Annotated in this window: 22 protein-coding genes and 6 pseudogenes; 16 read left to right on the plus strand and 12 right to left on the minus strand. The window is 43.4% G+C overall.

Annotated features, from left to right (window positions below; genetic code table 11):
- Position 1 precedes the first annotated feature (1 nt).
- Positions 2 to 670, plus strand: coding sequence for an IS6 family transposase (locus tag FTU54_RS09105; RefSeq protein WP_373685793.1), 669 nt, complete (start codon positions 2 to 4; stop codon positions 668 to 670).
- A gap of 52 nt (positions 671 to 722) precedes the next feature.
- A pseudogene (locus FTU54_RS09110) lies at positions 723 to 902 on the plus strand (recombinase family protein); the annotation flags it as partial.
- 227 nt (positions 903 to 1,129) lie between these two features.
- Here FTU54_RS09110 and FTU54_RS09115 read toward each other — a convergent pair.
- From FTU54_RS09115 to FTU54_RS09125, 3 genes are all read right to left on the minus strand, one after another.
- The gene (locus tag FTU54_RS09115) at positions 1,130 to 2,584 is read right to left on the minus strand and encodes a SulP family inorganic anion transporter (RefSeq protein ID WP_180055195.1); all 1,455 of its coding nucleotides are present in this window, start codon (positions 2,582 to 2,584) and stop codon (positions 1,130 to 1,132) included.
- A 251-nt stretch (positions 2,585 to 2,835) separates the two neighbouring features.
- The gene (locus FTU54_RS09120) at positions 2,836 to 3,045 is read right to left on the minus strand and encodes a hypothetical protein (RefSeq protein WP_005098942.1); all 210 of its coding nucleotides are present in this window, start codon (positions 3,043 to 3,045) and stop codon (positions 2,836 to 2,838) included.
- 635 nt (positions 3,046 to 3,680) lie between these two features.
- The gene (locus FTU54_RS09125; protein WP_095706048.1) at positions 3,681 to 3,995 is read right to left on the minus strand and encodes a hypothetical protein; all 315 of its coding nucleotides are present in this window, start codon (positions 3,993 to 3,995) and stop codon (positions 3,681 to 3,683) included.
- A gap of 59 nt (positions 3,996 to 4,054) precedes the next feature.
- Between FTU54_RS09125 and FTU54_RS15365 the strand changes: the two are divergent.
- The 4 genes and pseudogenes from FTU54_RS15365 to FTU54_RS09140 form a co-directional block, all read left to right on the plus strand.
- Positions 4,055 to 4,174: pseudogene (locus tag FTU54_RS15365) on the plus strand (type II toxin-antitoxin system death-on-curing family toxin); the annotation flags it as partial.
- A gap of 161 nt (positions 4,175 to 4,335) precedes the next feature.
- Positions 4,336 to 5,454: a Fic family protein gene (locus FTU54_RS09130; protein ID WP_180055193.1), complete on the plus strand. Its 1,119-nt coding sequence runs from the start codon at positions 4,336 to 4,338 to the stop codon at positions 5,452 to 5,454.
- Positions 5,455 to 5,528: 74 nt separating this feature from the next.
- Positions 5,529 to 5,831 (plus strand): hypothetical protein, encoded by a 303-nt coding sequence (locus tag FTU54_RS09135; protein ID WP_127801937.1) that lies wholly within the window; start codon positions 5,529 to 5,531, stop codon positions 5,829 to 5,831.
- Between the two features lie 200 nt (positions 5,832 to 6,031).
- A pseudogene (locus FTU54_RS09140) lies at positions 6,032 to 6,238 on the plus strand (exodeoxyribonuclease VII large subunit); the annotation flags it as partial.
- A 38-nt stretch (positions 6,239 to 6,276) separates the two neighbouring features.
- Here the strand turns inward: FTU54_RS09140 and FTU54_RS09145 are convergent.
- A pseudogene (locus FTU54_RS09145) lies at positions 6,277 to 6,633 on the minus strand (integrase core domain-containing protein); the annotation flags it as partial.
- A gap of 748 nt (positions 6,634 to 7,381) precedes the next feature.
- Between FTU54_RS09145 and ribBA the strand changes: the two are divergent.
- From ribBA to FTU54_RS09185, 8 genes and pseudogenes are all read left to right on the plus strand, one after another.
- Positions 7,382 to 8,497 carry a bifunctional 3,4-dihydroxy-2-butanone-4-phosphate synthase/GTP cyclohydrolase II gene (gene ribBA / locus FTU54_RS09150; RefSeq protein WP_016658863.1) on the plus strand — a complete coding sequence of 372 codons (1,116 nt, stop codon included), beginning with the start codon at positions 7,382 to 7,384 and terminating at the stop codon, positions 8,495 to 8,497.
- A 19-nt stretch (positions 8,498 to 8,516) separates the two neighbouring features.
- A complete protein-coding gene (gene ribE / locus FTU54_RS09155; protein WP_005181338.1) occupies positions 8,517 to 8,987 on the plus strand; it encodes a 6,7-dimethyl-8-ribityllumazine synthase in 471 nt (156 codons plus the stop codon).
- 4 nt (positions 8,988 to 8,991) lie between these two features.
- On the plus strand, positions 8,992 to 9,441 hold the full coding sequence (gene nusB / locus FTU54_RS09160) for a transcription antitermination factor NusB (RefSeq protein ID WP_005181335.1): 450 nt from the start codon (positions 8,992 to 8,994) through the stop codon (positions 9,439 to 9,441).
- Between the two features lie 16 nt (positions 9,442 to 9,457).
- The gene (gene thiL / locus FTU54_RS09165; RefSeq protein WP_180074643.1) at positions 9,458 to 10,375 is read left to right on the plus strand and encodes a thiamine-phosphate kinase; all 918 of its coding nucleotides are present in this window, start codon (positions 9,458 to 9,460) and stop codon (positions 10,373 to 10,375) included.
- A gap of 22 nt (positions 10,376 to 10,397) precedes the next feature.
- Positions 10,398 to 10,874 (plus strand): phosphatidylglycerophosphatase A, encoded by a 477-nt coding sequence (locus tag FTU54_RS09170; RefSeq protein ID WP_162182857.1) that lies wholly within the window; start codon positions 10,398 to 10,400, stop codon positions 10,872 to 10,874.
- An 18-nt stretch (positions 10,875 to 10,892) separates the two neighbouring features.
- A complete protein-coding gene (gene glmU, locus FTU54_RS09175; RefSeq protein ID WP_180074644.1) occupies positions 10,893 to 12,257 on the plus strand; it encodes a bifunctional UDP-N-acetylglucosamine diphosphorylase/glucosamine-1-phosphate N-acetyltransferase GlmU in 1,365 nt (454 codons plus the stop codon).
- Positions 12,258 to 12,269: 12 nt separating this feature from the next.
- Positions 12,270 to 14,108, plus strand: a complete 1,839-nt coding sequence (gene glmS, locus FTU54_RS09180; protein WP_075167635.1) for a glutamine--fructose-6-phosphate transaminase (isomerizing) — start codon at positions 12,270 to 12,272, stop codon at positions 14,106 to 14,108.
- A 154-nt stretch (positions 14,109 to 14,262) separates the two neighbouring features.
- Positions 14,263 to 14,514 (plus strand): annotated as a pseudogene (locus tag FTU54_RS09185) (heteromeric transposase endonuclease subunit TnsA); the annotation flags it as partial.
- 172 nt (positions 14,515 to 14,686) lie between these two features.
- Here the strand turns inward: FTU54_RS09185 and FTU54_RS09190 are convergent.
- Complete coding sequence (locus tag FTU54_RS09190; protein ID WP_180074645.1) at positions 14,687 to 16,195, minus strand: hypothetical protein; 1,509 nt, start codon at positions 16,193 to 16,195, stop codon at positions 14,687 to 14,689.
- Positions 16,196 to 16,537: 342 nt separating this feature from the next.
- Positions 16,538 to 16,738: pseudogene (locus FTU54_RS09195) on the minus strand (IS5/IS1182 family transposase); the annotation flags it as partial.
- A gap of 15 nt (positions 16,739 to 16,753) precedes the next feature.
- On the opposite strand from FTU54_RS09195, the gene FTU54_RS09200 reads away from it, so the two are divergent.
- Positions 16,754 to 17,005, plus strand: coding sequence for a Tn7-like element transposition protein TnsE (locus tag FTU54_RS09200; protein ID WP_373685794.1), 252 nt, complete (start codon positions 16,754 to 16,756; stop codon positions 17,003 to 17,005).
- 326 nt (positions 17,006 to 17,331) lie between these two features.
- A complete protein-coding gene (locus FTU54_RS09205; protein WP_180074646.1) occupies positions 17,332 to 18,702 on the plus strand; it encodes a phosphomannomutase CpsG in 1,371 nt (456 codons plus the stop codon).
- 49 nt (positions 18,703 to 18,751) lie between these two features.
- Here the strand turns inward: FTU54_RS09205 and pgi are convergent, their stop codons facing one another.
- Genes pgi through FTU54_RS09235 form a run of 6 tightly spaced genes read right to left on the minus strand, consistent with a single transcriptional unit; the run spans position 18,752 to position 26,054 of the window.
- Positions 18,752 to 20,428, minus strand: a complete 1,677-nt coding sequence (gene pgi / locus FTU54_RS09210; RefSeq protein ID WP_180074647.1) for a glucose-6-phosphate isomerase — start codon at positions 20,426 to 20,428, stop codon at positions 18,752 to 18,754.
- Entirely contained in the window at positions 20,428 to 21,684 is a 1,257-nt protein-coding gene (locus tag FTU54_RS09215; protein ID WP_180074648.1) for a nucleotide sugar dehydrogenase, read from the minus strand. The genes pgi and FTU54_RS09215 overlap by 1 nt, the downstream gene beginning before the upstream one ends.
- An 18-nt stretch (positions 21,685 to 21,702) precedes the next feature.
- Entirely contained in the window at positions 21,703 to 22,578 is an 876-nt protein-coding gene (galU, locus tag FTU54_RS09220; RefSeq protein ID WP_168383596.1) for a UTP--glucose-1-phosphate uridylyltransferase GalU, read from the minus strand.
- A gap of 24 nt (positions 22,579 to 22,602) precedes the next feature.
- Complete coding sequence (locus FTU54_RS09225; RefSeq protein ID WP_180074649.1) at positions 22,603 to 24,477, minus strand: nucleoside-diphosphate sugar epimerase/dehydratase; 1,875 nt, start codon at positions 24,475 to 24,477, stop codon at positions 22,603 to 22,605.
- A gap of 43 nt (positions 24,478 to 24,520) precedes the next feature.
- Positions 24,521 to 25,051: an acetyltransferase gene (locus tag FTU54_RS09230; RefSeq protein ID WP_180074650.1), complete on the minus strand. Its 531-nt coding sequence runs from the start codon at positions 25,049 to 25,051 to the stop codon at positions 24,521 to 24,523.
- Positions 25,044 to 26,054, minus strand: coding sequence for a glycosyltransferase family 4 protein (locus FTU54_RS09235; RefSeq protein ID WP_180074651.1), 1,011 nt, complete (start codon positions 26,052 to 26,054; stop codon positions 25,044 to 25,046). The genes FTU54_RS09230 and FTU54_RS09235 overlap by 8 nt, the downstream gene beginning before the upstream one ends.
- Positions 26,055 to 26,064 lie beyond the last annotated feature (10 nt).

A 26,064-nucleotide genomic window follows, 5' to 3' on the forward strand; every position in this document is an offset into this window, starting at 1 on the left:
AATCATTCTTTGGGCTGTGCGCTGGTATTGTAAATATGGCATTAGCTATCGTGAACTGCAGGAAATGCTGGCCGAACGGGGTGTGAATGTTGATCACACGACTATTTACCGTTGGGTTCAACGTTATGCTCCTGAAATAGAAAAACGTTTACGCTGGTATTGGCGTAATCCTACAGATCTGAGCTCGTGGCATATTGATGAAACCTATGTAAAAGTGAATGGACGATGGTCTTATCTGTATCGTGCAGTCGATCAACATGGCGATACCATTGATTTTTATCTTTCTTCTAGACGTAATACCAAATCAGCATATTGTTTTCTTGGAAAAATTTTAAATAATGTGAAGAAGTGGCAAATTCCACAAGTGATCAACACGGATAAAGTACCCACATATGGACGTGCTTTATCACGGTTAAAACGGGAAGGTAAATGTCCACCAGACCTTGAGCACAGGCAGATTAAGTATAAAAATAACGTGATTGAATGTGATCATGGCAAGCTAAAGCGGATCATCAGGGCCACATTAGGATTCAAATCTATGAAGACAGCTTATGCCACAATTAAAGGTATTGAAGTCATGCGTGCACTACGTAAAGGACAAGCATCGTCATTTTATTATGGTCAGCCTCAGGGTGAAGTGTGTCTAATCAACAGGGTTTTCGGTCTCTAAGTACTTTTTAAAGGGAACATCATCGACTCAAATCTCTATTTGCAACAGTGCCATAAAACTCGCCTCTGCTCAGGGGAAGTACAAAGGTCGGGTGCATAAACTAAAGCCTGACCAAGCTGAAGCTTTACGACAAGCATGGAAGGAGGGGAAGTATCCATCGAAAATGGCATTAGGGAAAGCTTTTGGGATTAGTCGTCAGGCGGTATACCGATATTTACAAGTTAGTGAATAGCTTATTGGGATTAGCAACTAAATTTAGTTTAACTTATAAAAATCATGAAACACTGTTCGAATTTTAAGCGTGGAACATGAATAATCAATAAAAAGCCGCTCTGGTGCCCTATATTCCAGAACGGCTTGCTTTAATATAATGATATTTAAAGAGAAATATCAAGCATTACGTATAAGGTGTATTATGTTAATTTTAGAGATTCTACATAAACGTAAAATCTCCTGCACTTAGATTCTGGCATGTGTTCCATACTTATCAATCATGATAGAGCTGGCTTCATTTAAGCCACGCACAGTGACATTCACATTATTCTTTTGGAATTTATTTACAACAGAATCAAGCATGGCGACTGATGTTACATCCCAAATGTGAGAATGGGTCAAATCAATAATCACATCCTTTACATCCTCTTTAAAGTCAAACCCTTGCATGAATTTTTCAGAAGAACTAAAGAAGATCTGACCTCTCAAATCATATAAACGGGCTGTTCCTTCAAAAGATGCTATTACTTGGATATCATTTTCAAGTTTATTCGCTAGGAACAAAGCTGAAAGTAATACGCCTGTTAACACACCCAAAGCCAGGTTATGCGTAGCAACAACTACAATCACAGTCGCAATCATGACGATATTACTGCTCTTAGGATTATCTTTTAACTGAGTGACAGAACTCCATTCAAAGGTACTGATAGAGACCATGATCATTACCGCTACCAATGCAGCCATTGGAATCACTTTGAGCCAATCGCTGATAAATACAACCAGAATAAGAAGAAAAATACCCGCAGAGAATGTTGATAAGCGTGTAAGACCACCCGATTTCACGTTAATCATGGATTGACCAATCATGGCACAACCGGCCATCCCCCCCATAAAGCCAGAAGCAATATTCGCGATACCTTGTCCTTTACATTCTTGGAATTTATCACTTGGTGTATCTGTCATTTCATCCACGATGGTTGCTGTCATCATCGATTCAAGTAAACCTACAGCCGCCAGTGCGACTGAATAAGGCAAAATAATCATCAATGTTTCAATATTCAAAGGAATATTTGGAATCAAGAACATTGGAAGTGTGTCAGGTAAAGACCCCATATCGCCCACGGTCCGTACATCAATTCCTAAAGCGATTGCCAATAATGTGATTGCAATGATGCAGACTAGTGGAGAAGGGAGTAATTTTCCTAATTTGGGAACCAGAGGGAAGAGATAAATAATCGCCAAACCTAAAGCAACTAGAGCATATACATGCCAGGTCACATTAATCAGTTCAGGCAACTGAGCCATAAAAATTAAGATCGCTAACGCATTTACGAATCCAATAACCACAGATTTAGATACGAACCGCATTAACTTGGCAAGCTTTAAATAGCCTGCCAATATTTGAATCACGCCTGTCAAAATTGTTGCTGCCAGCAGATATTCAAGCCCATGCTCTTTGACCAATGTGATCATAAGCAGTGCCATAGCCCCGGTGGCAGCTGAAATCATGGCAGGACGACCACCTACGAAAGAAATCACGACGGCAATACAAAAGGATGCATATAGACCGACTTTAGGATCTACACCTGCAATAATTGAAAATGCGATGGCTTCAGGGATGAGTGCAAGACCGACGACTAATCCGGCAAGTACATCCCCACGGATGTTAGAGAACCACTGTTCTCGGACATTAGATAACATAAACATAGCCTGTTTTTTAATTTTTCAGATAGGCTAGTGATGTGATATATACAACACACAAGCGACTACACCACATCACTAGACAGTGATGAGTTATTTACAGATTTAAGACGGTAAATAAACTTAAGGTGGCGTAAGTGTCATAAGATGAAGGAACTTTTTAGAGTAAAAAAAAATCAGGACAAGGGTAACAGCTAGGTACTTTTTTATAAAGCCTGGATGTTATATCCAAGCTTTGTTTAATCGGTATTTTATGAAGCTTTTAGCTCCCCAAGTAATTGACCTATTTCCAAACGTGTATAGCCACGTTCTTTAAAGATCAAAACAATAGCCTGTTTATAATCTTCAGAAATAGCCGTTTTATATTTATTAATTAATTGGATTTCGGAATTAAGCTCGAGGTCATTTTTTATCGTCAATACTTCCGTAGAGACTTTATTAAAAATCTTGAAATTAAACATACAGGCGCTCTTTATCAATATTGTAGCGGCCCGACTACAACAAACACCTGCCTCAGCTTAGCTAGACACCCTTGGGCGCAAGGATTACAAATTCAGCAGGATTCTGCAAGCTTTACCCAATTGAAAGCATTATTATTCATCTAAATACCCGGCCATTTAACATAATGGGCATTATTCGAAATTTATGGAAAATAGTATTATTTATCAATAATTTATGATATAAAAAATCGGGGGCGCAAACCCAAAAAGTCGATTTGGAAACAAGTCGGCTTTTTTCTATTCGATCCTGGCATCTTTCGCCAATCAATTTGTTTAAAAAATAGTCTTTTTTTGCGGTTTTTCCTGATTCTATCAGGTGTCCAGGGCAAAAATTATCCCCAATTTCTGCGGATAAAGCCGGGACAACTTTTAGCCAGATTTGTACGCCCTGGCGCACAAACATTTAGGGATTTTGCGGCTAGGGGATCTGTAGTTTTTTGCTTATGATGAAGTCATACAGGAACAGGAAGTTCCGAAACATACAACAATAATGATAAGTTCAAGCACCAGGACGTGAGGTAGAACAGCAGCCTACCTAGCAGCCAAACACGAAAAACCCCGATATGTCGGGGTTTTTTATTGTCTAACTATGGTAATTAGTTAGTGGTATCTAATTGGTTCTGATTGATAAATTCAATCAGCGTATTCTGAATAAATTCTTCTAACTCAATACCTTGCTCTTTAATTAAGTTTTCAGCCTTTGTAATCGTTTCGCTATCTAATTCAAATGAGATTTCTGCTGAAGTCGATATCAATAAATCATAGTTGTTTTCTACGATTTTTCTAAAGACTCCCTCTGGATTATTCTTTAAGGGCACGTTGAAGGACAGTCGAAGAGCGCTGTTAATAATTTCAACATGGGTATATCCAATATGTACTGTACTTTTTCCTACAAATCCTAAGTGTTTCATAATGATTTTTAAATGTAGTGATAGCAATATCATCATACCTGAAGTAAGGATCAGAAAATATTCAAGGTGTTTCAATTAAAGATGATACTGAGCTTGATGATCTTATGGTTGATATTGTGGAATCACAAGACGAACACGAAATTTTGGCTTTAAAAGTTTCAGATTTTCTGAAAATTTAAAATAACCACAAAGACACCAACAATTCGACGTTAAAATAAGTCGGCTGATGCAAATTCTGACAAATAGATGAGCTAATTAAACATTATATTCAGCTCATATTGTGAGCCGAATATATGCTATATTTAACTCATCTTGGAACGATTCGAGTTATAGATTGAAGATGCAGGAATGGATTTGGCAAACAGAAAACTGGACAAACTTCACATGGCAAGATGAAATCATCCTGCCTAAAACTAGACAAATACATCAAAAAATAGGAATTCTTCTTGGGCAAAGTCAGCATGATTTAGCGAAAGAACAATTTACTTTAGATACTCTACTTGCCAATCTAGTTGCTTCATCAGCGATTGAAAATGAAACTCTAAATGTTTTTTCATTGCGATCATCTCTAGCTCGACGTTTGGGCGTTACTCTTGAACAACCTTATCCAAGCTCAGACAGATCAGAAGGTCTAGCGAATATCATGCTCGATGCGCTTAACAATGTGAAGCAACCGCTCACAGTTGAACGCCTCATGCAATGGCATCGTTGGCTTTTCAATGACCCGGATTGGACAATGCAACGTTTACGCATTGGTCAACTCAGAGGCTCAGAACCTATGCAGGTCGTTTCAGGTCGATTGGATTATCCTACGGTACATTTTGAAGCTCCTCCTAGAGAGGGGCTAGAAAGTCGCTTAAATGCCTTTATCGAGTGGTTTAACCATAGTCTGACCGATTCCTTGCTTGACCCCCTTTTACGCGCAGGCATTACTCATTTATGGTTTGTGACGCTACATCCTTTTGATGATGGTAATGGTCGTATTACACGTACACTGACAGATCTTGCCCTGGCTCAAATGGATGAACAGAGCATTCGTTTGTATGCCATATCTCCTGCGATATTAAACAAACGCAAAAGTTACTATGACATCTTGGAGCAAACCCAAAAAAATGATTCCAGTATCACAGATTGGCTGGTCTGGTTTTTAGATACCTTGAATGACAGCCTTGAAACAACCTTAAAGCGGATCAATCGAACTTTATTTAAAAGTCAGTTTTGGCATAAATATTCTAGTTTAGACCTGCATGAAGGGCAACGAAAGGTTTTAAACCGTTTATTGGATGGCGGGGAAAATGGCTTTGAACATGGCATTAGTGCCTCACAATATCAAAAGGTTGCTAAAGTCAGTAAGGCAACAGCTACCCGCCACTTATCTGACTTGCTTGAAAAAGCATGTATAGTCAAATTAGAAGGTGGTGGACGTAACACACGTTATCAAATCAATACTCAATTATAGAAAGACAAAGAGATTAACTATGATGAATTACTTTGCACAGGATCCCTTCTAGGTAATGTTACCTAGGAGGAATCATGAAAAAACTGAAATATCAGTACCAACAGTCTATCAAAGCACATCCTCATGATTATTTTTGGAAAAAATATCCTAATCTGAGAAGTGTTTATTTTAAAAAGTTCAGTACGCAACAAGAAAGAAGTTTTTATTTCATGCATTGCATTGAATATAAAGACTATCCGCTCAAAATACGTGTTGCCCGTGGTAGTGGTTTGCCCTATGTTTGGGATGATTTCCCGACTTATGTCTATAAATTTTCCAAAAGTTGGAAGCACAATTCCAAACGGAAAAACCAGTACTATAAAGAACATGCGAAATGAGAGCACTTGATAAGCTTACTGGATAAAAATTGAAGTCTGACCCGTTTATCCTCAGCGCAAAATAGTCAAATCTTGATGAGAGGCTTTCAGCACATTGTGGACATACATGGCAATGCTCCAGATTTTCCAAACAATTCTATGCTTTGAAATGAAAGCTGTTATTTTGTAGGATCAAATGACCGCATTCCGTATTTTCTTTCATGTCAGAAACCCAACTCAGTCTCAGTGAATACCTGACCACCGTACAGGAAGTCATCCAGCTGACTTTCGATGAAGCGGTATGGGTCAAAGCCGAGATCCGTAATCTCAGCATCAAAGGCGGGCATTACTATCTGGAACTGGCAGAGAAAGATGAAGACAGCCATAAAGTGATTGCCAGCTGTAAAGGCACCCTGTGGAAATTCACTGAACCGTACCGGGTTTGTCGGAGACTTTTTTATTTAAGTTAGGCCACCTGACCTAACGGGTTAATCTTATCATAGTACATTGCTTCAAACTCAAAAGGCGATACATAACCCAGTGCACTGTGTACACGCTTTTTATTGAACCAATCTACCCAGTTTAGTGTCGCAAGTTGTACATCTGCTAAACCTTGCCAATCTGCTTTTAGATATTCAATCACCTCTGTTTTGTATAAGCCATTCACCGTTTCAGCCAGAGCATTATCGTATGAATCACCAGTTGTACCGACTGATGCTCGTAAATTTGCTGCTTCTAAACGATTGGTATATCGAATGGAAAGATATTGCACACCTCTGTCGGAATGATGAATCACATTCTTTGGCATGCCTCGATCATGAACCGTACCTGGTTTGTGGAAGACTTTTATTTAATGATGTTACGTAGTAAGTGCATGTTGAGCATCTTCGCTACTACATGTTGTAGTCTATTTATAAATTATTAACAACATTATATTAAACAATATAATGTTATTATTTCTCATGAAAATCAGCATCAAAACATAGGTAGCTTTTAAAAACTAAAATGTATAGAATAAAGTGACCAAAATGACATTAAATGATATAAATTGATCGAAATTTTACCACACAAAAAATAAAACAAAACAAATAAAATCATATACTTACTATTAACGCCATTTAATGTAATAAATCTCGGTGACCTTGCCAAGGTTGGGGTCGCGAGTTCGAGTCTCGTTTCCCGCTCCAGATTCAAAAAGCCCTGATCGAAAGATTGGGGCTTTTTTATTGCCTATTCTAAAATTTTTGAACCTCACCCCAAGCCTGTTCGCCATTCCTGTTTTATCTGGCTGATTTAAATCGTAGTCTAAATGTATAAAAGCGTTTTTAAAAAAATTCCTGGTTTTTGCGGCTTGCTGTTTATATTTTTTTTACAGATCAATTGCTTAAATATTCTGCACAATTCAAGCTTTTTCCAGACACCGGCCCTTTTCAAGCCAGCAGCCACTGTGTATAACAATGAAGCAGACCGGGAAACGGATAAGCATAGGCAAAACCTACGAAAAAGCGTTAGACTATGCCACAATTAATGTCATGAAAATGTCCGTTGAGACAAAAAGAAGGTGAAGGTTGATGCCGCTCAATACAGTTGAAGAGCTCGTAGCAGATATCCGTGCAGGAAAAATGGTTATCCTGATGGATGATGAAGATCGTGAAAATGAAGGCGATTTAGTCATGGCTGCCACGCATGTTCGCCCGGAAGACATCAACTTTATGATCACCCATGCCCGCGGTCTGGTCTGCCTGACCCTAAGCCGTGAGCGTTGCCAGCAGTTAAACCTGCCACTCATGGTCGATGCCAACGGCGCCCAGCATGGCACCAACTTTACCCTGTCGATTGAAGCCGCAGAAGGCATCACCACCGGAATTTCCGCGGCTGAACGTGCGCATACCATTCGCACGGCGGTTGCCGCCCATGCCAAACCGGCCGATATTGTCCAGCCGGGCCATATTTTCCCGCTGATGGCGCAACCAGGTGGTGTGCTGCACCGTGCCGGTCATACTGAAGCCGGCTGTGACCTGTCCCGTTTGGCTGGTCTAGAACCTGCTTCGGTGATTTGTGAAATTATTAAAGAAGATGGCACCATGGCGCGCCGTGCCGACCTAGAAGTGTTTGCAGAAAAACACGGTCTGAAAATGGGCACCATCGCCGACCTGATCCATTACCGCATGACCAATGAACAAACCGTTGAGCGTCTAGATCAGCAAAGCATTGATACCGAATATGGCAGCTTTGACCTGTATCGTTACCGTGAACTGGGTAACCCGGATATTCATCTGGCGCTGGTCAAAGGTGAGCCAAAAGATGGCGTGACCACCGTTCGCGTGCATGGTTTTAACCCAACCCGTGACCTGCTAAAACTGAACAAGCAGGATGGTGAACCGGCCTGGAATCTGGACCGTGCCTTAAAAGAAATTGCCAATAGTGATCGTGGCGTATTGGTCTGGATTGGCCAGCGTCATCTGCAGGATTTAGGTCCGGCACTGGACAGCTTAAATGCACCGAAGAAAAGTAAATCCAATGCGGCGCTGTCTCAGCAGTATCAGACCATTGGGGTAGGTGCACAGATTTTACGTGATTTAGGTGTTGAAAAAATGAAGCTGCTCAGCTCGCCATTACGTTTCAATGCCTTGTCCGGCTTTAACTTGGAAGTGGTGGAATACGTCACCGCACAACAAACAACTTAAGAAATCATCGAGGTTTGCTATGGCAGTTCGCCGTATTGAAGGTATGTTACATCTCGCGAGCGAAGGCCGTTACGCGATTTTAGTTGGTCGTTTTAATAGCTTTGTGGTGGAACATTTGCTGGAAGGTGCCATCGACACATTGAAACGTCATGGTGTATCAGAGGATAATATCACTGTTGTTCATGCACCAGGGGCGTGGGAACTTCCGGTTGTTGCGAAAAAACTGGCAGCATCTGATCGTTTCGATGCCATTATTGCACTGGGCGCGGTGATTCGTGGCAGCACGCCTCACTTCGACTTTGTTGCAGGCGAATGTGCCAAAGGTTTAGGTGTGGTTGGCCTGGACACTGGCTTACCGGTCATTAACGGTGTATTGACTACGGATAGTATCGAACAAGCGATTGAACGCTCGGGTACAAAAGCAGGTAATAAAGGTAGCGAAGCTGCTTTAACTGCAATTGAAATGGTTAACTTGTTAAAGGCTATTTAACGCTATGTCGCAAACACTTCAAGCAACTTATGCAGCAAAACGTAAAGCACGTCGTTTTGCTGTACAAGGAATTTATGAATGGCAGATGAGCCACAATCCGGTGCACGAGATTGAAGCACGCACGCGTGTCGAAAATGCCATGCACAAAGTGGATCTCGGCTATTATCATGAATTGTTGACTCAAGTGGTTGCCAATCATGAAGCATTGGATGCGCTCTTAATCCCTGTGCTTGACCGCGAAATTGATGCCCTTGACGGCGTTGAACTCGCAACCCTTCGTCTGGGCGCCTATGAATTGAAAGAACATCTGGAAATTCCATATCGCGTGGTTTTAGACGAAGCCATTGAGCTGGCAAAACATTTTGGCGGTGCAGACAGCCATAAATACATTAACGGTGTTCTTGACCGTTTGGCCAGCTCATTACGTGCAGCAGAAAAACAGCAATCTAAATAATTGACAGATTGATGCGATGGCTGAGTTTTCCATTATTGACACCTATTTCAATCGGCAGCACGGCAGTTCTGTCGACTTAGGTGTTGGTGATGACTCAGCCGTGCTGACTCCTCCCCCACAGCAACAGCTGGTGATTTGCGCCGATACGCTGGTTGCTGGACGACACTTCCCATTAGATACTGATCCACATGCCATTGGCTGGAAATCTGTTGCAGTCAATCTCTCTGATATTGCTGCCATGGGTGCCAAGCCGCACAGTATTCTACTGGCCTTGAGCCTACCCCAAATTGATCACGACTGGCTGAAAGCCTTTAGCCAAGGTCTGTATGATTGCTGCGATCAATTTGGGGTGCGCTTAATTGGTGGAGATACCACCCAAAGTCCGCATTTAACCTTATCCGTGACCGCCTTGGGTTGGATAGCTACCGGTCAGGCGATTACCCGAGCAGGTGCCCAGCCGGGCGACTATATCTGCGTCAGTGGCACCGTCGGTGATGCCGCCTTTGGCCTGAAGCATCCAGGTCATGCACTGCAGCAGCGTCTGGATTATCCAACCCCGCGCTGCGAACTGGGCCAGCAACTCAAAGGTCTGGCCTCGAGCATGATTGATGTTTCAGATGGTCTGGCCCAAGACTTGGGACATATTCTTAAAGCCTCAAAGGTTGGCGCCACCCTAGATCTGGATCTGTTACCGCTTAGCGATACTCTGCGTCATTTACCTGACACACAGCGCTGGCAATATGCGCTGGCTGGCGGCGATGACTATGAACTGTGCTTTAGCATCAGCCCGCAGCATTTTGAACAACTTTTACAACAACCGCTGAATGTCCGCGTTACCAAGATTGGACAAATTCATGCAGCACCCGAACTTCATTTTGTGCAGAATGGCGTAGATCATTCGCTCCAATTCCAGGGATACCAACACTTTGCCTAAACCTGCCATTCATTTTAAAGCGATGAGCTGGCCCGACCGCCTGGTTGTCTTCTGTGGGGTCGGGTTTGGATCAGGCCTGTTACCCAAAGCTCCCGGCACCTTCGGCTCAGCCTTTGCGCTGCTGTTTATTCCGCTGTGGCTGTGGCTTGGTTTTGCCTATTCGGTTGTGGCGATTCTGCTGATGTCACTGGTCGGGATTTATATCTGCGGGCAAACCGCACGGGTGATGGGCGTCCATGATGATGGCCGTATTGTCTGGGATGAATTTGCCGGACAGTCGATTACCTTTTTACCGCTGATCTATTTTGGCCAGATGAATACGCTATGGGTCATTGCAGGCTTTGCCCTGTTCCGGCTGTTTGATGTCTGGAAACCCTGGCCCATCCGGGTGATTGACCGTCAGGTCGATGGCGGCTTTGGCATTATGCTGGATGATCTGATTGCCGGACTCTGGGCAGCAATCTGTATTTTAATTTATCTTTATTTTATTTTGGTTTAGCAATAACTAGGATTATACATGTCTACTACCGTGATTATTCTTGCCGCAGGGAAAGGAACGCGTATGCGCTCCAGCCTTCCGAAAGTGCTTCAACCCCTTGCAGGACGCCCGCTTCTGGGTCACGTGATTGAAACGGCACAACAATTACAAGCAGATAATATTATTACCATTTATGGCCATGGCGGCGAACAGGTACAACAGGCCTTTGCCCATGAAACGGTTCAATGGGTGGAACAGGCCGAGCAGCTCGGGACCGGACATGCGGTCCAAATGGCGCTGCCGGTACTGGGTCAAGATGGTGTTTCAATTATTTTATCCGGTGATGTGCCGTGCATTAGCCAGGCCACCTTAGAGCAACTGGTCGAGGCCAGTCAGGCTACCGGTATTGGTCTGGTCACGCTGACCCTGCCAGATGCGACCGGTTACGGCCGTATTGTGCGTGACAATGGCCAGATTCAGGCCATTGTTGAACATAAAGATGCTTCTGAGGCCCAGCGCCAGATTCAGGAAATCAATACCGGCATTTACTGCGTCAGCAATGCCAAACTGCATCAGTGGTTACCAAAACTGTCCAATGACAATGCACAGGGCGAATACTACCTGACCGATATTGTGGCCATGGCCATTGCCGATGGCATGCAGGTGGCTTCGGTGCAGCCGGAACGTGCCTTTGAAGTCGAAGGTGTCAATGACCGGATGCAACTGGCCGCCTTGGAACGTGAATTTCAAAGCTTCCAGGCCAAACAGTTAATGCAGCAAGGCGTGCATCTGATTGATCCAAGTCGTTTTGACCTGCGTGGCAACCTAACCGTGGGCAAAGACGTCCGTATTGACATCAATGTGATTATTGAAGGTGAAGTCGAACTCGGTGATCGGGTTGAAATTGGCGCAGGCTGTGTGATTAAAAACAGCAAAATTGCGGCCGGTACCAAAGTTCAGCCGTATAGCGTCTTTGAAAATGCTGTTGTCGGTGAAGATGTACAGATTGGTCCATTTGCCCGCCTGCGGCCGGGTGCAGTGCTGGCCAATGAGGTGCATATTGGCAACTTTGTTGAAGTCAAAAACACCCAGATTGGTATCGGCTCCAAAGCCAATCACTTTACCTATTTAGGCGATGCAGAAGTCGGTGCCGGTTCCAATATTGGCGCAGGCACCATTACCTGTAACTATGACGGCGCCAACAAATTCAAAACCATCATTGGTGATGCAGCCTTTATTGGCTCAAACAGCTCGCTGGTGGCACCAGTAACCATTGGCAACGGCGCAACGGTGGGTGCCGGCTCGGTAATTACCCGTGATGTGGCTGACCATAGCCTGGCCTTTGAACGCTCAAAACAGTTGAGTAAAGATAATTATCAACGTCCCCAAAAACTGAAAAAATAAGAGGAAAAGATTATGTGTGGTATCGTCGGTGGCGTTGCAGAACGTAATATTAGCAATATCCTGATTGAAGGCTTAAAGCGTCTGGAATACCGTGGCTATGATTCTGCCGGTCTGGCGCTAATCAATGGCGGTCATGTATTACGTGAACGTCGTGTCGGGAAAGTGGCCAATCTGGAACAGGCAGTTATTGAAGCCGAATTAACCGGTTCGTTGGGGATCGCACACACACGCTGGGCGACTCATGGCAAGCCAACTGAAAATAATGCCCATCCGCATATTTCAGGCAATGTGGCGGTGGTGCATAACGGAATTATTGAAAACTTCCAGGAACTCAAAGATGATCTGGAAGCGCTTGGTTATGTATTTACCTCGCAAACCGATACCGAAGTGGTTGCGCATCTGGTCAATGATGCCCTGAAATCAACCCCAAGTTTACTGGAAGCGGTGAAACAGGTAGTGCCACAGCTCAAAGGCGCCTATGCACTCGGTATTATCCATACCGATCATCCAGATGAACTGATTACCGTTCGTGAAGGTTCACCACTGGTAATTGGCGTCGGGATTGGCGAGAACTTTATCAGCTCGGACCAGCTGGCCTTGTTGCCAATCACCAATCGCTTTATTTATCTGGAAGAAGGCGATATTGCCCGTTTAACCCGTGAAACCATCGAAGTTTTTGTGGATGGTCAGCTGGTGAATCGTCCGGTGAAAGAGCTGGATGCAACCGTGAGCAATGCCTCTAAAGGTGAATACAAGCACTACATGCTCAAAGAAATTTATGAGCAGCCAGAAGCGATTCAACAAACTATTTCTCAGGCCTTAAATGGCAATGCACTGCGTGAAGATTTTCTGGCCCAGGCCGAGCAGGACTTCGCCAGCATCCAGCAAGTGCAGATTATTGCCTGCGGTACCAGCTACCATGCTGGCATGATTGCCAAGTACTGGTTTGAACAGCTGATTGATGTACCATGTCAGGTCGAAATTGCCAGCGAATACCGCTATCGTACGCCGGTGATTGTTAACAATACCCTGTACATCTGTATTTCCCAGTCAGGTGAAACGGCCGATACCTTGGCTGCACTGCGCGATACCCAAAAACGTGCTGCGGCCAAAGCGCTGAACATTTGCACCATGGCAATTTGTAACGTAGCCACCTCGTCAATGGTGCGCGAAACCCATCACAGCCTGTTAACCCTGGCTGGTCCGGAAATTGGCGTAGCATCAACCAAAGCCTTTACCACGCAGCTGGCTGCGCTGATGCTGCTGATTCTGAAGATTGGTCAGGTCAAACAGAGCATTGCAGACAAGACCGTTACCGAGATTATCGCGGAATTGTGGCATACGCCAAAAGTGATTCTGGATACCCTGCAACATAACCCGGCGATTCTGCACTTATCCGAGCTGTTTGTGGAAAAGAACCACTGCCTGTTCCTCGGCCGTGGCACCCAGTTCCCGATTGCGCTTGAAGGTGCCCTGAAGCTGAAGGAAATTTCCTATATTCATGCCGAAGGTTATGCCGCCGGTGAACTGAAACATGGTCCGCTAGCTCTGGTCGACAATGAAATGCCGGTGGTGATTCTGGCACCCAAAGATGACATGCTGGATAAACTGAAATCCAACATGGAAGAAGTACAGGCCCGTGGTGGTGAGCTGTTTGTCTTTGCTGATGAGCACAGCGGCATTAAAACCAAAGAGCGTCAGCATGTGGTACATATTCCATCAATCAGTGCGGTGCTGGCACCAATTGTCTACAGCATTCCGGTCCAGCTGCTGTCCTATCATGTTGCGGTACTGCGCGGTACCGATGTGGATCAGCCACGTAACCTGGCCAAATCGGTGACGGTAGAATAAGCAAAACAGAAAAAGGCTGGTTCATTGTATTCAAGTAATAAAGTATCATCTTGAGTAATATAGTTTCATCCTATGTAATAAAGTATCATCCTATATTGCCTAAATATTAATCGCCTGTTATTCTAAATTAATAAAGAATAATGGGCGATTTGTTATGGCGACAGAACATCAGCAGAACCGCTGGATTAAAGAAGGACGTGGACAAGGCAATCTAAAAGATTATAAGCCGTGGATTACTATACGGGATGTTAGTTCAAAAGGTCGTTCTCACCGAGTTTTTGGTCATACAACAAAACGTACCCATCATTTATTATCTGATTTAGAACTTGCGATTTTTCTACTTTTAGACTGGAATCCTTTAATTACTGATATTAGAGAGCAATTTCCCTTACCTCTCAATGCTACGCGGCTTTGTTGCACAAAGATTTCATAACTATATGATTTTAAAAGTTTTGATTATTTTTTGATCCAAAATTAAATTTATTTAAATCAGATGCTTACATATTTATGCAACAAAGCCATTCTAGACTAACATATCTATTCTGCTAGTCTAGAGCCTAATTAATTTACAACTAATGTTAGAAGCTATTCTTTCGAATTTTGTTTTTTTGATAGTAGAATTTGATATATGAAGCTAGTGCATATAAATACTTATTATTTTTTATTTTTTTAACTTTACTATCGGGGTTGAATGGGTAAGCATCTAGTGTTGGTAACTGGTTTTTTAGAAAGTATTTGTGTACAACTAAGTTCTTTCGATTAGTCCTATTCAATGTCATCCACAACATAATAACTTCAGTATTATTAAATATATTAAGCATATTTACCCCTAAAGAGTTGTTTACCTCTGAGTTTTGGGACGCCCATCTACCACATCTTATTTCTAGAGCAAAATAATCATATACTGAGCTATAGTTCACCTCTTTTTTTAATTTATTAATATAAGTTTTAGTGACTTCGAAATTTCTTTTCGAGAAACTATGAGTTTTCGTATTTAAATAGCTGTTAGTAGCAAAAATATTTGGAGTGTCACCAAAGGTACCACTCTTACCGATTTGATCTATTATATCTCCATAAATAATAGCGTTATCTTGATCGAATTTTTCTCTTAACGTAAGGGATAAGTTTAATCGCTGTTCAGTAATATTATTTCTACCAATTATACTGTAGGCGCTATCTATATTCGATTTAGAGCTTTCCAGAACTTCAATTGTTGAGTGGTTAATTCCTAATGCTTTACAGATTTTTTTCGGTACAACCAATTCATCTGATGTGTCTGAAGTGTTATCAAATTTTAGGGTATAGCATTCTGTTTGCTTATTCACATTGTGAAGAAAAGATAAAACTACCCGACTATCAGTCCCCGCTGTCAAAGGACAAACTAATTTATAATACTTAGCATATTCTTCAGTGATATTATTTATTAATAGCTTAGTTCTCTCTAAAACCTCAACTTCATTTTTATACTCAGGAATTGATACTTTAGTGGAATATCGCATAACTTCTTTAGTGGTTATATTTACCAGGTGATTTGGTAATAGAAATAATAGGTTCTCGTAATGAGATAGATTATAAGGTAAGGGCATATTGGCTGCTGCTAGTGACTGGATCTTAGTAGAGGATGTGCTTTTAGAAAATCCAATATGTGTAGCAAGTAAGTGTTCTGAAGATGATGCATAAACACTATTTTCGACATCACTATAATAAATAGGAAGTGATGAGGTTGCATCTCCAATCATAAATAAGCCGGTTTTATTTTTAAGTAAGATTATATACTTACCTGCGAATCTACTTGTATTAGCGGCTAATATGCTGATAGACGATTTATCGTTACTATCAATTAACGATAAAATGTAATTAGGTATTTGTGCTCTTTCTAACTTCTTATATGCGTCTACGCATAATCCAACAACTACCACCATGGTATCGTCTATATGTTGATGTAAAACCTCTGTATTATCAGTATAATTTAGTACTAAGTTAGTTCCTATAGATAAGTGTCTATTGAATCTTTTATCAACTTGTTGACTAAGCAAATACTGATATTTAGAGTCGTTAATTTCAAAATTTAAAAACGATTTTTTCATTATCTTTACACCCTTAGGTTTTTATTTAAAAATATATATTTAACCCTAAGCCAAGACCAATGTAACTTGAATTAATATCAGAATCTGTTGTTCAAGTAAGACTTGATAGAGCAAGTTTTGAACTTAGTTGATACTACCAACTTATATTGAGCTTGTTAGGCTCTGGAAAAACGCGGTTTTTAGTATTATAGCCTAACATTGGACTAGGGGGTGGCCCTAATCTGGAAAGGCTTTGTTGCACAAAGATTTCATAACTATATGATTTTAAAAGTTTTGATTATTTTTTGATCCAAAATTAAATTTATTTAAATCAGATGCTTACATATTTATGCAACAAAGCCGTTGAGTACTGTAGTTGCGTAAGTAATTGAGCGTTAATAACAACTGATCCTCTATAGCTAAAGTATGAGGACGACCTGATTTCTTTTTGAGTGATTCTGCTTTTTCTAAAACCTCTACCATTTCGGTAAAAACTGGTCGAGGTACGCCAACCAAGCGTTTAAATTCAGAATCTGAAAAACGGTTTAAGTTCTGATATCTCATGAAACTTAGATTGAGGTGGTTTTTACTTTCGCAAGAGATCTATTAATTATTAAGGTTAATAATACGGAAATCTGGGATCAACATTTTCCAAAATTTAAAGAAGATATTATTAAACGCTCTTTACGTTGGCCTACCGCAGAATCCTTAAATAACATTGGTATTCCCAAAGGTGTTAACCATCCAAAAAATAAATTTGAGATCACTATATCCGATAAAGAATTTAAAGATTGGAAAAACCGATTTATAGAAGTTTTAAAATCTACTTAATTGATATTTCTATAGTATAAGAAATTGAAAAATATCTTTTGTTAATTGGATATTCCTTCGTTTCATGGGACTTAATCTTGCACCTATCTGTACATCAATAACATAAGTACTTTGATCTCTAGATTATATTTCCTTATATTTAGGATGATACTTTATTACTGATTTTTTTATGGAGTTGAGGATACAGCATGATTTACGATGATACTTTATTTTCAAAATGATAAATCATGCACTATATAAATCAATTAGTTAACACAAATTTAGGGTGCAACTTTATTACTAGCTTACATTCACCGGCCTTTTTTCTTCTGCATGGAGAACAAATAATGACCCAACTGACTTGTTTTAAAGCCTATGATATCCGCGGCAAACTTGGTACAGAACTCAATGAAGAGATTGCTTATAAAATTGGCCGTGCCTATGGCCAGATTTACCAGCCAAAAACTGTGGCGATTGGCTGCGATATCCGTTTAAGCAGTGAAGACTTAAAACAGGCGACCATCAAAGGCCTGAATGATGCAGGTGTAAATGTGCTTGATCTGGGTATGACTGGCACCGAAGAAGTCTATTTTGCCGCTTTCCATCTGGATGTCCAGGGCGGGATTGAAGTCACTGCCAGCCACAACCCGATGGACTATAACGGCATGAAACTGGTGCGCGAGAATGCCCGTCCAATCAGTGCCGATACTGGCTTAAAAGAAATTCAGGCCTTAGCAGAAGCTGGTACATTTACCGAAGTTACAGCCAAAGGAACCACACAGTCCTACAATATTTTGCCGGAATTTGTAGATCATCTGATGACCTATATTGATCCAGCCAAGATTCGCCCAATGAAGCTGGTGGTGAATGCCGGCAATGGTGCTGCTGGTCATGTGATTGATGCGATTGAAGATAAATTCAAGGCCCTGAATGTTCCGGTGGAGTTTGTCAAAATTCACCATGAAGCCGATGGCACGTTCCCGAATGGGATTCCGAACCCGATTCTGGTAGAAAACCGCGACAGCACCCGCGAGGCAGTACTGGCACACAGTGCAGATCTGGGCATTGCCTGGGATGGCGACTTTGACCGCTGCTTCCTGTTTGATGAAAAAGGCCAGTTTATTGAAGGCTATTACATCGTGGGGCTGTTAGCACAGGCTTTCTTGCTGAAACAGTCCGGTGAAAAAATTGTGCATGATCCGCGACTGGTCTGGAACACCTTTGATGTGGTGGAACAGTATCAGGGCGAAGCAATCCAGTCCAAATCTGGGCATGCCTTTATTAAAGATGTGATGCGTGAGCACAACGCGGTTTATGGCGGAGAAATGAGTGCCCACCACTATTTCCGTGACTTTGCCTATTGTGATAGCGGCATGATTCCGTGGTTACTGGCGATTGCGGTGCTGTCTGAAACCGGTCAATCCTTATCGAGTCTGGTAGAAGAGATGATTGCCAAGTTCCCATGCTCAGGTGAAATTAATTTTAAAGTGGCAGATACCCAAGCCACCATTCAAAAGATCTTTAAACACTATGCCGATCAGAACCCGGCCATTGACCAGACTGATGGCGTCAGTCTGGATTTTGGTGCCTGGCGTTTTAATGTACGTGCTTCCAATACCGAACCGTTATTGCGTTTGAATATTGAAAGCCGCCGTGACCTGCAACCCAAACCAATGCAAGACTATATCGATGAATTGACTCGCTTGATTCAGGCTTAACACAAAAAATGGAGCTCAAAGCTCCATTTTTTTATTGCTCACTCTGTAATTATATTCCCTTGTCACTTTTCGCCTGGTCAAGCAAAATTTGAATTAAACCCTGTGTCGAAGCATCCAGTGCCGATACATCCTGCTGCTGGCCATTTAAAATCGGCAACAGCTGATTGGCAATTTCCTTACCTTTTTCCACGCCCCACTGATCAAAGGGGTTAATATTCCAGATCACCGACTGGACAAAGACCTTATGCTCATACAAGGCAATCAGCATCCCCAAGCTATACGGATTCAGTTCCTGGATTAAAAAGGTTGAACTCGGCTGATTACCGGCATATTGCTTATACGGTGGCAGACTGGCCAGTTCGGCCTGATCTAGCGCCTGATTACCAAAAGCCAGTAAGCGCGATTGTGCCAGACAGTTAGACAGCGCCAGATGATGTTGCTCGACCAGCGCCTCTGCACTTTCGGCATAAGTAAACTGGTTGGCATTGTAGCGCTTCACCGGCGCAATAAAATCACAGCTGACCGCTTGCGTGCCCTGATGTAGCAGCTGATAAAACGCATGCTGGGCATTCGGTCCTACTTCACCCCAGACAATTGGGCAGGTATCCAGTTCGACTGCATCACCACTGCGCTGAATCGATTTACCATTCGATTCCATTTCCAGCTGCTGCAGATAAGAGGCAAAATATTTTAAGCGGCCATCATAAGGTAAAACCGCATGGGTCTGAATATCCAGAAAATTATTGTTCCAGATCCCGAGCAGACCCATCAACACCGGAATATTCTGTGCAAAGGGTGCGGTCTGGAAATGCTGATCCACCGCATAGGCACCGGCCAGAAAGGCTTTAAAACCTTCCACGCCAATAATCAGCGCAATTGGCAAGCCGATACAGGACCAGAGTGAATAACGGCCACCGACCCAATCCCACAGCAGGAACTGGTTTTCTGGCGCAATGCCCCATGCGGTCATTTTATCAGGCTTGGTCGATACCCCAACAAAATGATGCTGTAATACACGGGCCTGTTTGCCCAAGGCTTTTTCCAGCCATAAACGGACGGTTTGCGCATTGGATAAGGTATCAATGGTACCAAAAGACTTGGAGGAAATAATAAACAGCGTGGTTTCCGGACGCAGCTTATGCAGCAGATCCGAGAGCTGGCTGCCATCCATGGTCGAAACAAAATGTACGCTCAGCGGCTTGGCACTTGAATGTTTAAAATCGGACAATGCCTGAGTCGCCATCAAAGGCCCCAAGTCCGAACCGCCAACGCCAATATTGACCACATCCTGAATCACTTCACCGGTCGCACCGCGGCATTGTCCGGCATGAATTTTTTCTACCAGCTGATACATTCGCTGTAGCTGGGTCTGTACCTGCTGTGCCAGTTCCGGATGAGTACTGTCCTGTTCTGGCAAACGCAGCGCCCAATGCATGGCTGCACGCTGTTCGGTATAGTTAATCGTATCGGTGGAAAACAGGGTGTTGATCCAGCCCGATAAGTCATGTGCCTCAGCAAAGCGTATCAGCTGTGCCAGTACTTCGGCATCGATCCGCTGCTTGCTATAATCAAAAACCAGCGATTTTAAACGTACGGAGAAGTGCTCGAAACGCTGCGCATCCTGGGCAAATAAATCGGTTAAATGGCGCTGTTCAAACTGATTTTTTAAAGTCTGTAACTGTAATAACAGTGAATCACGCGTATGTACCGCTGCTGAACTGCTCATTAGCGTCCTACTCCCATATAGGCAAAGCCTTGCGCTTTGACAAATTGCGGATCATAGATATTACGTCCATCTAAAATTAGTGGATGCTGCATACTGTTGAGCAGGATTTTATAGTCCGGACTCCAGTAATGTTTCCAGGCGGTTAACAGGCACAGCGCATGGCTGTCTTTGACGGCTTCATACTGGTCCTGACACAAGATCAGATCATCGCGTTCGCCATACAATGCCTGAATTTCTGGCAAGGCTTGCGGATCGTGTAATTTAATCGTGAGCCCTTGTGCCCATAACGCCTTGAGCATGGCGTGAATCGGTGAATGGTGTACGCGTGAGGTATTTTCCTTAAAGGCTGCACCCCAGATGGCAATGGTTTTGCCTTTTAAATTGCCCTGATAATAGTTCCACAGTTTGCGAAACAGCAGCTCTTTTTGCTGCTCGTTAATTTCCCAGACCTGGGCCAAAAGCTGGCTTTTCACCCCGGTGGTTGAAACGGTATTGGCCAAGGTCAGGACATCATGCGAGAAGTTTTCTCCGCCAAAACCGGCGCCCGGATACATATAGGACGCGCCAATCCGGCTATCAGCCGCCATGCCCTGGCGCACATGTTCAATATCAATACCGAGTTTTTCGGCCACCACAGCCAAGTCATTGATATAACTGATCCGGGTCGCCAGCATGCCGGAAATACTCAGCTTGGTAAATTCCGCATCCAGCACCGGCATAAACAGATATTGCTGCTTGCGTGGAAATAGTGGACGTAAAAACTCTTGTACTTTGCTTTGCACCTGTGGATTCATACAGCCCACAGTCAGTTGTTCCGCCTGGGTGATACTGGCCAGCGCATTCCCTTCCTGACTCATATCCGGCAAATACACCCAGTCATCTTCAGGCAGTAGCTGTTTCAGACGTGCCGTACCCTGCAGACCGAGGGTCGAGGCATTGATCATCAGTTTCGGATGAATGATCGGACGCTGCTGGAGCTGCTGCAACAATTCAATCAGCAGCGGCTCTTCAGCCGGATTCAGGCTAAACAGATAGACATCAATCTCCAGACCCAGCTCTTTCAGGCTACAGTAATGCAGAAAGCCTTGGGCATGTTGCTGCTGCAACAGACGATTGACCGCCTCATCCTGAAAATCAGGCGCTTCCGGGCTATCTTGCCCGAAAATGTCACACCAATAGACCTTGTGCCCACATTCTGCCAACAGCGCCGCCATCACCCCGGCATAAAGCGTTCGACCAAAAACTGCAACCTTCATGCTGACCTCTGCCCTGTATTAGTCTTTTAGTTCTTGAATCAGTTCTTTAAATGCTGCACCTAAACTTGGATGATCCACCCCGTAATGCAAGACGGCCTTTAAATAGCCCAGTTTGCTGCCACAATCAAAGGTCTGGCCTTTCATGCGGTAGGCTTCGACTGTTTCCAGCTGCTGTAATGCGGCAATGGCATCGGTCAGCTGGATTTCATTCCCGGCCCCTTTCGGTGTGGTGGCCAACAGCTGCATAATTTTGGCTGGCAATACATAACGCCCGATCACGGAAAGATTAGAAGGTGCCGTACCGACCGCTGGTTTTTCGACAATGCCCTGCATTGCCGCACTCTGACCTTCTGCAGGAGCAGCGGCAACATCCACAATGCCATATTGATCGACCAGATGCGCCGGCACAGCTTCGACCATAATCTGCGCTGCTTGGGTGGCATTAAAACGTTCAATCATCAAGGCCAGATCATTTTTTTCTGCCTGATCTTTGACCAGCACATCTGGCAGTAACACGGCAAAAGCCTCATCACCGACAATATCTTTGGCACACAGCACCGCATGACCCAGGCCCAGTGGCTGTGGCTGACGCACACTAACCACGCTGACCTGCGGCGGTAAAATTTCGGTAATTTCTTTTAGCAAATCCCACTTCTGCTTCTGCTCTAATGTGGTTTCTAGCTCAAAGTTACGGTCAAAGTAGTTTTCAATTGATGCTTTGGAAGAATGCGTGACCAGAATAATCTGCTCAATACCGGCAGCAACCGCTTCACGCACCACATATTCAATCGCTGGACGATCGACCACCGTTACCATTTCTTTGGGAATAGATTTACTGGCCGGTAAAAAACGGGTACCCAAACCTGCAACAGGTAAAATCGCCTTCTTAATCATATATTTTAACCTGATCTCGATATTTTAATTTACTTTAACTTCTTTACCACGCTGATAGCCATCAACATAGTGCTCCAGCTGGCTTAATGCCCAATCAATATCCGATTGCACCGCAGTTAACTCATTGAAGCGCTCAAAGACCTGCAATAGCTCATCCAGAGGATACATTTTTTCATAAGAACGCAAAATCCGGCTGTGTTGCGTCACTTCGGTATTATCGGCATCAATCAGTAATTCTTCGTAAAGTTTTTCACCGGGACGTAAACCGGAGTACTGGATTTCAATATCGCCGTCCTGACTGTCGGCTTCACGCACTTTCAGGCCACTCAGCGCAATCATCTGACGGGCCAGATCCTGAATCCGTACCGGCTCACCCATATCCAGCAGGAACACATCGCCACCATGACCCAAGGCACCAGCCTGAATCACCAGCTGTGAGGCTTCAGGAATGGTCATAAAGAAACGGGTCACATCCGGATGGGTCACGGTAATCGGGCCACCCTTGGCAATCTGCTGTTTAAATAGCGGCACCACAGAACCGGATGAACCGAGCACGTTACCAAAACGCACAATACTGATCTGGGTCTGGTCCTGCGCTTCCGCCATGGCCTGACAGTACAGCTCAGCCATACGTTTTGATGCGCCCATGACATTGGTCGGACGCACCGCTTTGTCGGTCGAAATCAGCACAAAGGTTTCAACCCCATTTTTCACCGCAGCATTCAGGCTAAAAGCGGTACCAATTGCATTATTTTTCAGACCAGCAATCGGGTTACATTCCACCAGCGGCACATGCTTATACGCCGCCGCATGATAGACAGTTTGCACCGCATACTGTTCAATAATCCGTTCCAGTTTGGCCTGATCCAGAACCGTACCCAGAATCGGAATAATTTCGACATTGGACGCCAGACGCAGCTCTTTATCAATGCTGTACAGGGCAAATTCAGTCAGCTCATAAATCACCAGTTTCTGCGGCTGGTTTTTAATAATCTGGCGGCATAATTCGGAACCAATTGAACCACCGGCACCTGTAACCATCACCACTTTGTCTTTAATATTTTTTTCCAGCAGCTCTGCCACAGGCGGCACCGGATCACGGCCCAGCAAGTCAATAATATCAACTTCCTGAATATCGGAGACGCGAATTTCACCATCCACCAGTTTGGTCAGGCCCGGAATTTCAGTAATTTTTAAATGTGCCGGTTCCAGAAATTTGACGATTTCACTTTTGCGGCTACGCCCCACAGAAGGCAGCGCAATTAAAATTTCATCAATCCGCAATTTGGCAAAACATTTAAGCGCTGTTTCCGGCAAATAGACATCAATCCCGCCAATATTCTGTCCACTCAAAGATGGATTATCATCAATAAATAAAAGGGGTAAATGTTCATTGGAACGGGTTAAAGTCGCAGCAACCTGCTGACCAGCATTGCCTGCCCCATAAATCGCGATGCGTTTTTTCGGTACGCCCGCCTGTACATAAGAACGGACAATAAAACGGATGATCCCACGGCTAAACCACACCCAGGCGAACATCATAAAGCCGAACATCAATGGAATTGAGGTTGGAATAAAAGCATCTGTTAAATAGGCCAAGGCATAGAGTCCCGCTACCGCCAGAAAGGTCGCCAGGCCCAACTTGACCATAAATACTTCATTGTAGGTACGTACAATAAAGCGATACACCCCGAACACAAACAGCAGGATAACCGCAATTGCACTGACCCACAGTGAACCAAACGGAATATTCGGCACCACCTCTGCACCAAGGTCAAACTGACGAATGGCATAACACAGCCAGATTAGGACTGGAAATACACAGAAATCCAGAATGACCAGAAAAGCCAATTTGGCAGCACGGGGGGATTCGACGAGAGGAATAACGATGGATTTCATATAGTTTTCAATAAGTCATATCTTAATTTAAAAGAATTTGTTATTAAGATTTATGTCCAATACGGGTCCCCACCTCTAAAAAAGAGCCAGACGGAATTCTCTGTCCGCCTGCGATGTTTACACCAACACTTAAATGACTAAAGTGTTCGATCACCACATCATGATCTAGCAAGGTCCCAATATTAAGAAGCACACCATCTTGAATAATCGTATTCGTGCCAATTATACACCCTGCCATAATACTTACCCCCTGACCAATTTGAGCAGAAGGTGAAATTACAGCCTGTGGATGTATGATAGTGGCGAGTGGTATTGATAAATCAAGCAGTAATTGTTGCCATTTTTGTCGTATTTGGTTATTTCCAACCGCAACAATTGCCTCCATATTCTCTTGCTGAAGCTGAGACAAGTTTTGAATATTTGAGATAATTAAATATTGGCCTACTTGTTTTTGCTCAGGCCAGCGGTCATCCACAAAGTAAATTTGCTGCCATTGTGCAGATAACGCTGCCACTTCAGCAATGGATTGACCAAAGCCCCCTGCCCCTAGAATCAGCAGATTTTTTTTAGGCATCTGGATGTCCTGCTTTTAATTTCATTGCAATTAATATAAGCGGTAAATAGGCCACCAATACCATAAACTCTGGATAAGCCAAGGGCTGGGTAACGGTATAATAGGCTAGTGGCAATAACCACAATAGGTTAATCGCTGCTACTGCCAATGTCACAGGTGTATGACTCCCCCATTTGCGCGATAAGATTTGATAACTATGACTACGATGGGCATCATACATTTTATAACCGCTCAGCACGCGCTTAATAAGGGTATAGGTGGCATCCACCACAAACACCCCTAAACAAATAATCCATGCACAAAACAGGGCTAAATTTTCTTTGAGGGCGATGAGCGCCAAAATACCCAAAGTGAGGCCGAGAAATCCGCTACAGGCATCACCCATAAAAATTTTAGCCTTGGGAAAGTTCCACAGTAAAAAGCCAAATACACAGGCTGCCAATAACCAGTGTATGTCGGAGTTTAATGTTGTATTCAGTACATAATACAAAATGGCCATACTAACGACAGTGGTAATGGCTTCGACACTGGCAATACCGTTAATGCCATCCATAAAGTTATATAAGTTTAATAACCACACCAAAAACAGTACAGCAATAATATTGGCACTAAACCCAAGTGCTAGACCATTAAAAGCTGTAACTTCGCTAAAGCCACCCAAGCTGATCACTACGCCAATGGCCACCAAAAAATGTACGGCTAAACGCAGCATGGAGTTGATATGGCCATGGTCATCTAAAAAGCCCAGTAAAGCGATAACAAAACCTGCAGCCATGAGGGTTAAACCAATATGTAGAGTCAATTGTTGGCTATAGATCAACACCGTCAGTGCCAATAAGTAGCTACACACCACCGCAACCCCACCACCGCGGGGCGTGGGTACACTGTGGGAGCTACGTTCATTGGGGTTGTCTATAATATTTTTCTTTAGGGCATAAGCTCGCATAAAATAGGTCAGAGCAAATGCAAGCATAAAAAAAATAAAAATAGGGAGAAGGGACATATCTGTGACT

The organism is Acinetobacter sp. YH12116, assembly GCF_013418895.1.
Taxonomy (GTDB): domain Bacteria; phylum Pseudomonadota; class Gammaproteobacteria; order Pseudomonadales; family Moraxellaceae; genus Acinetobacter; species Acinetobacter indicus.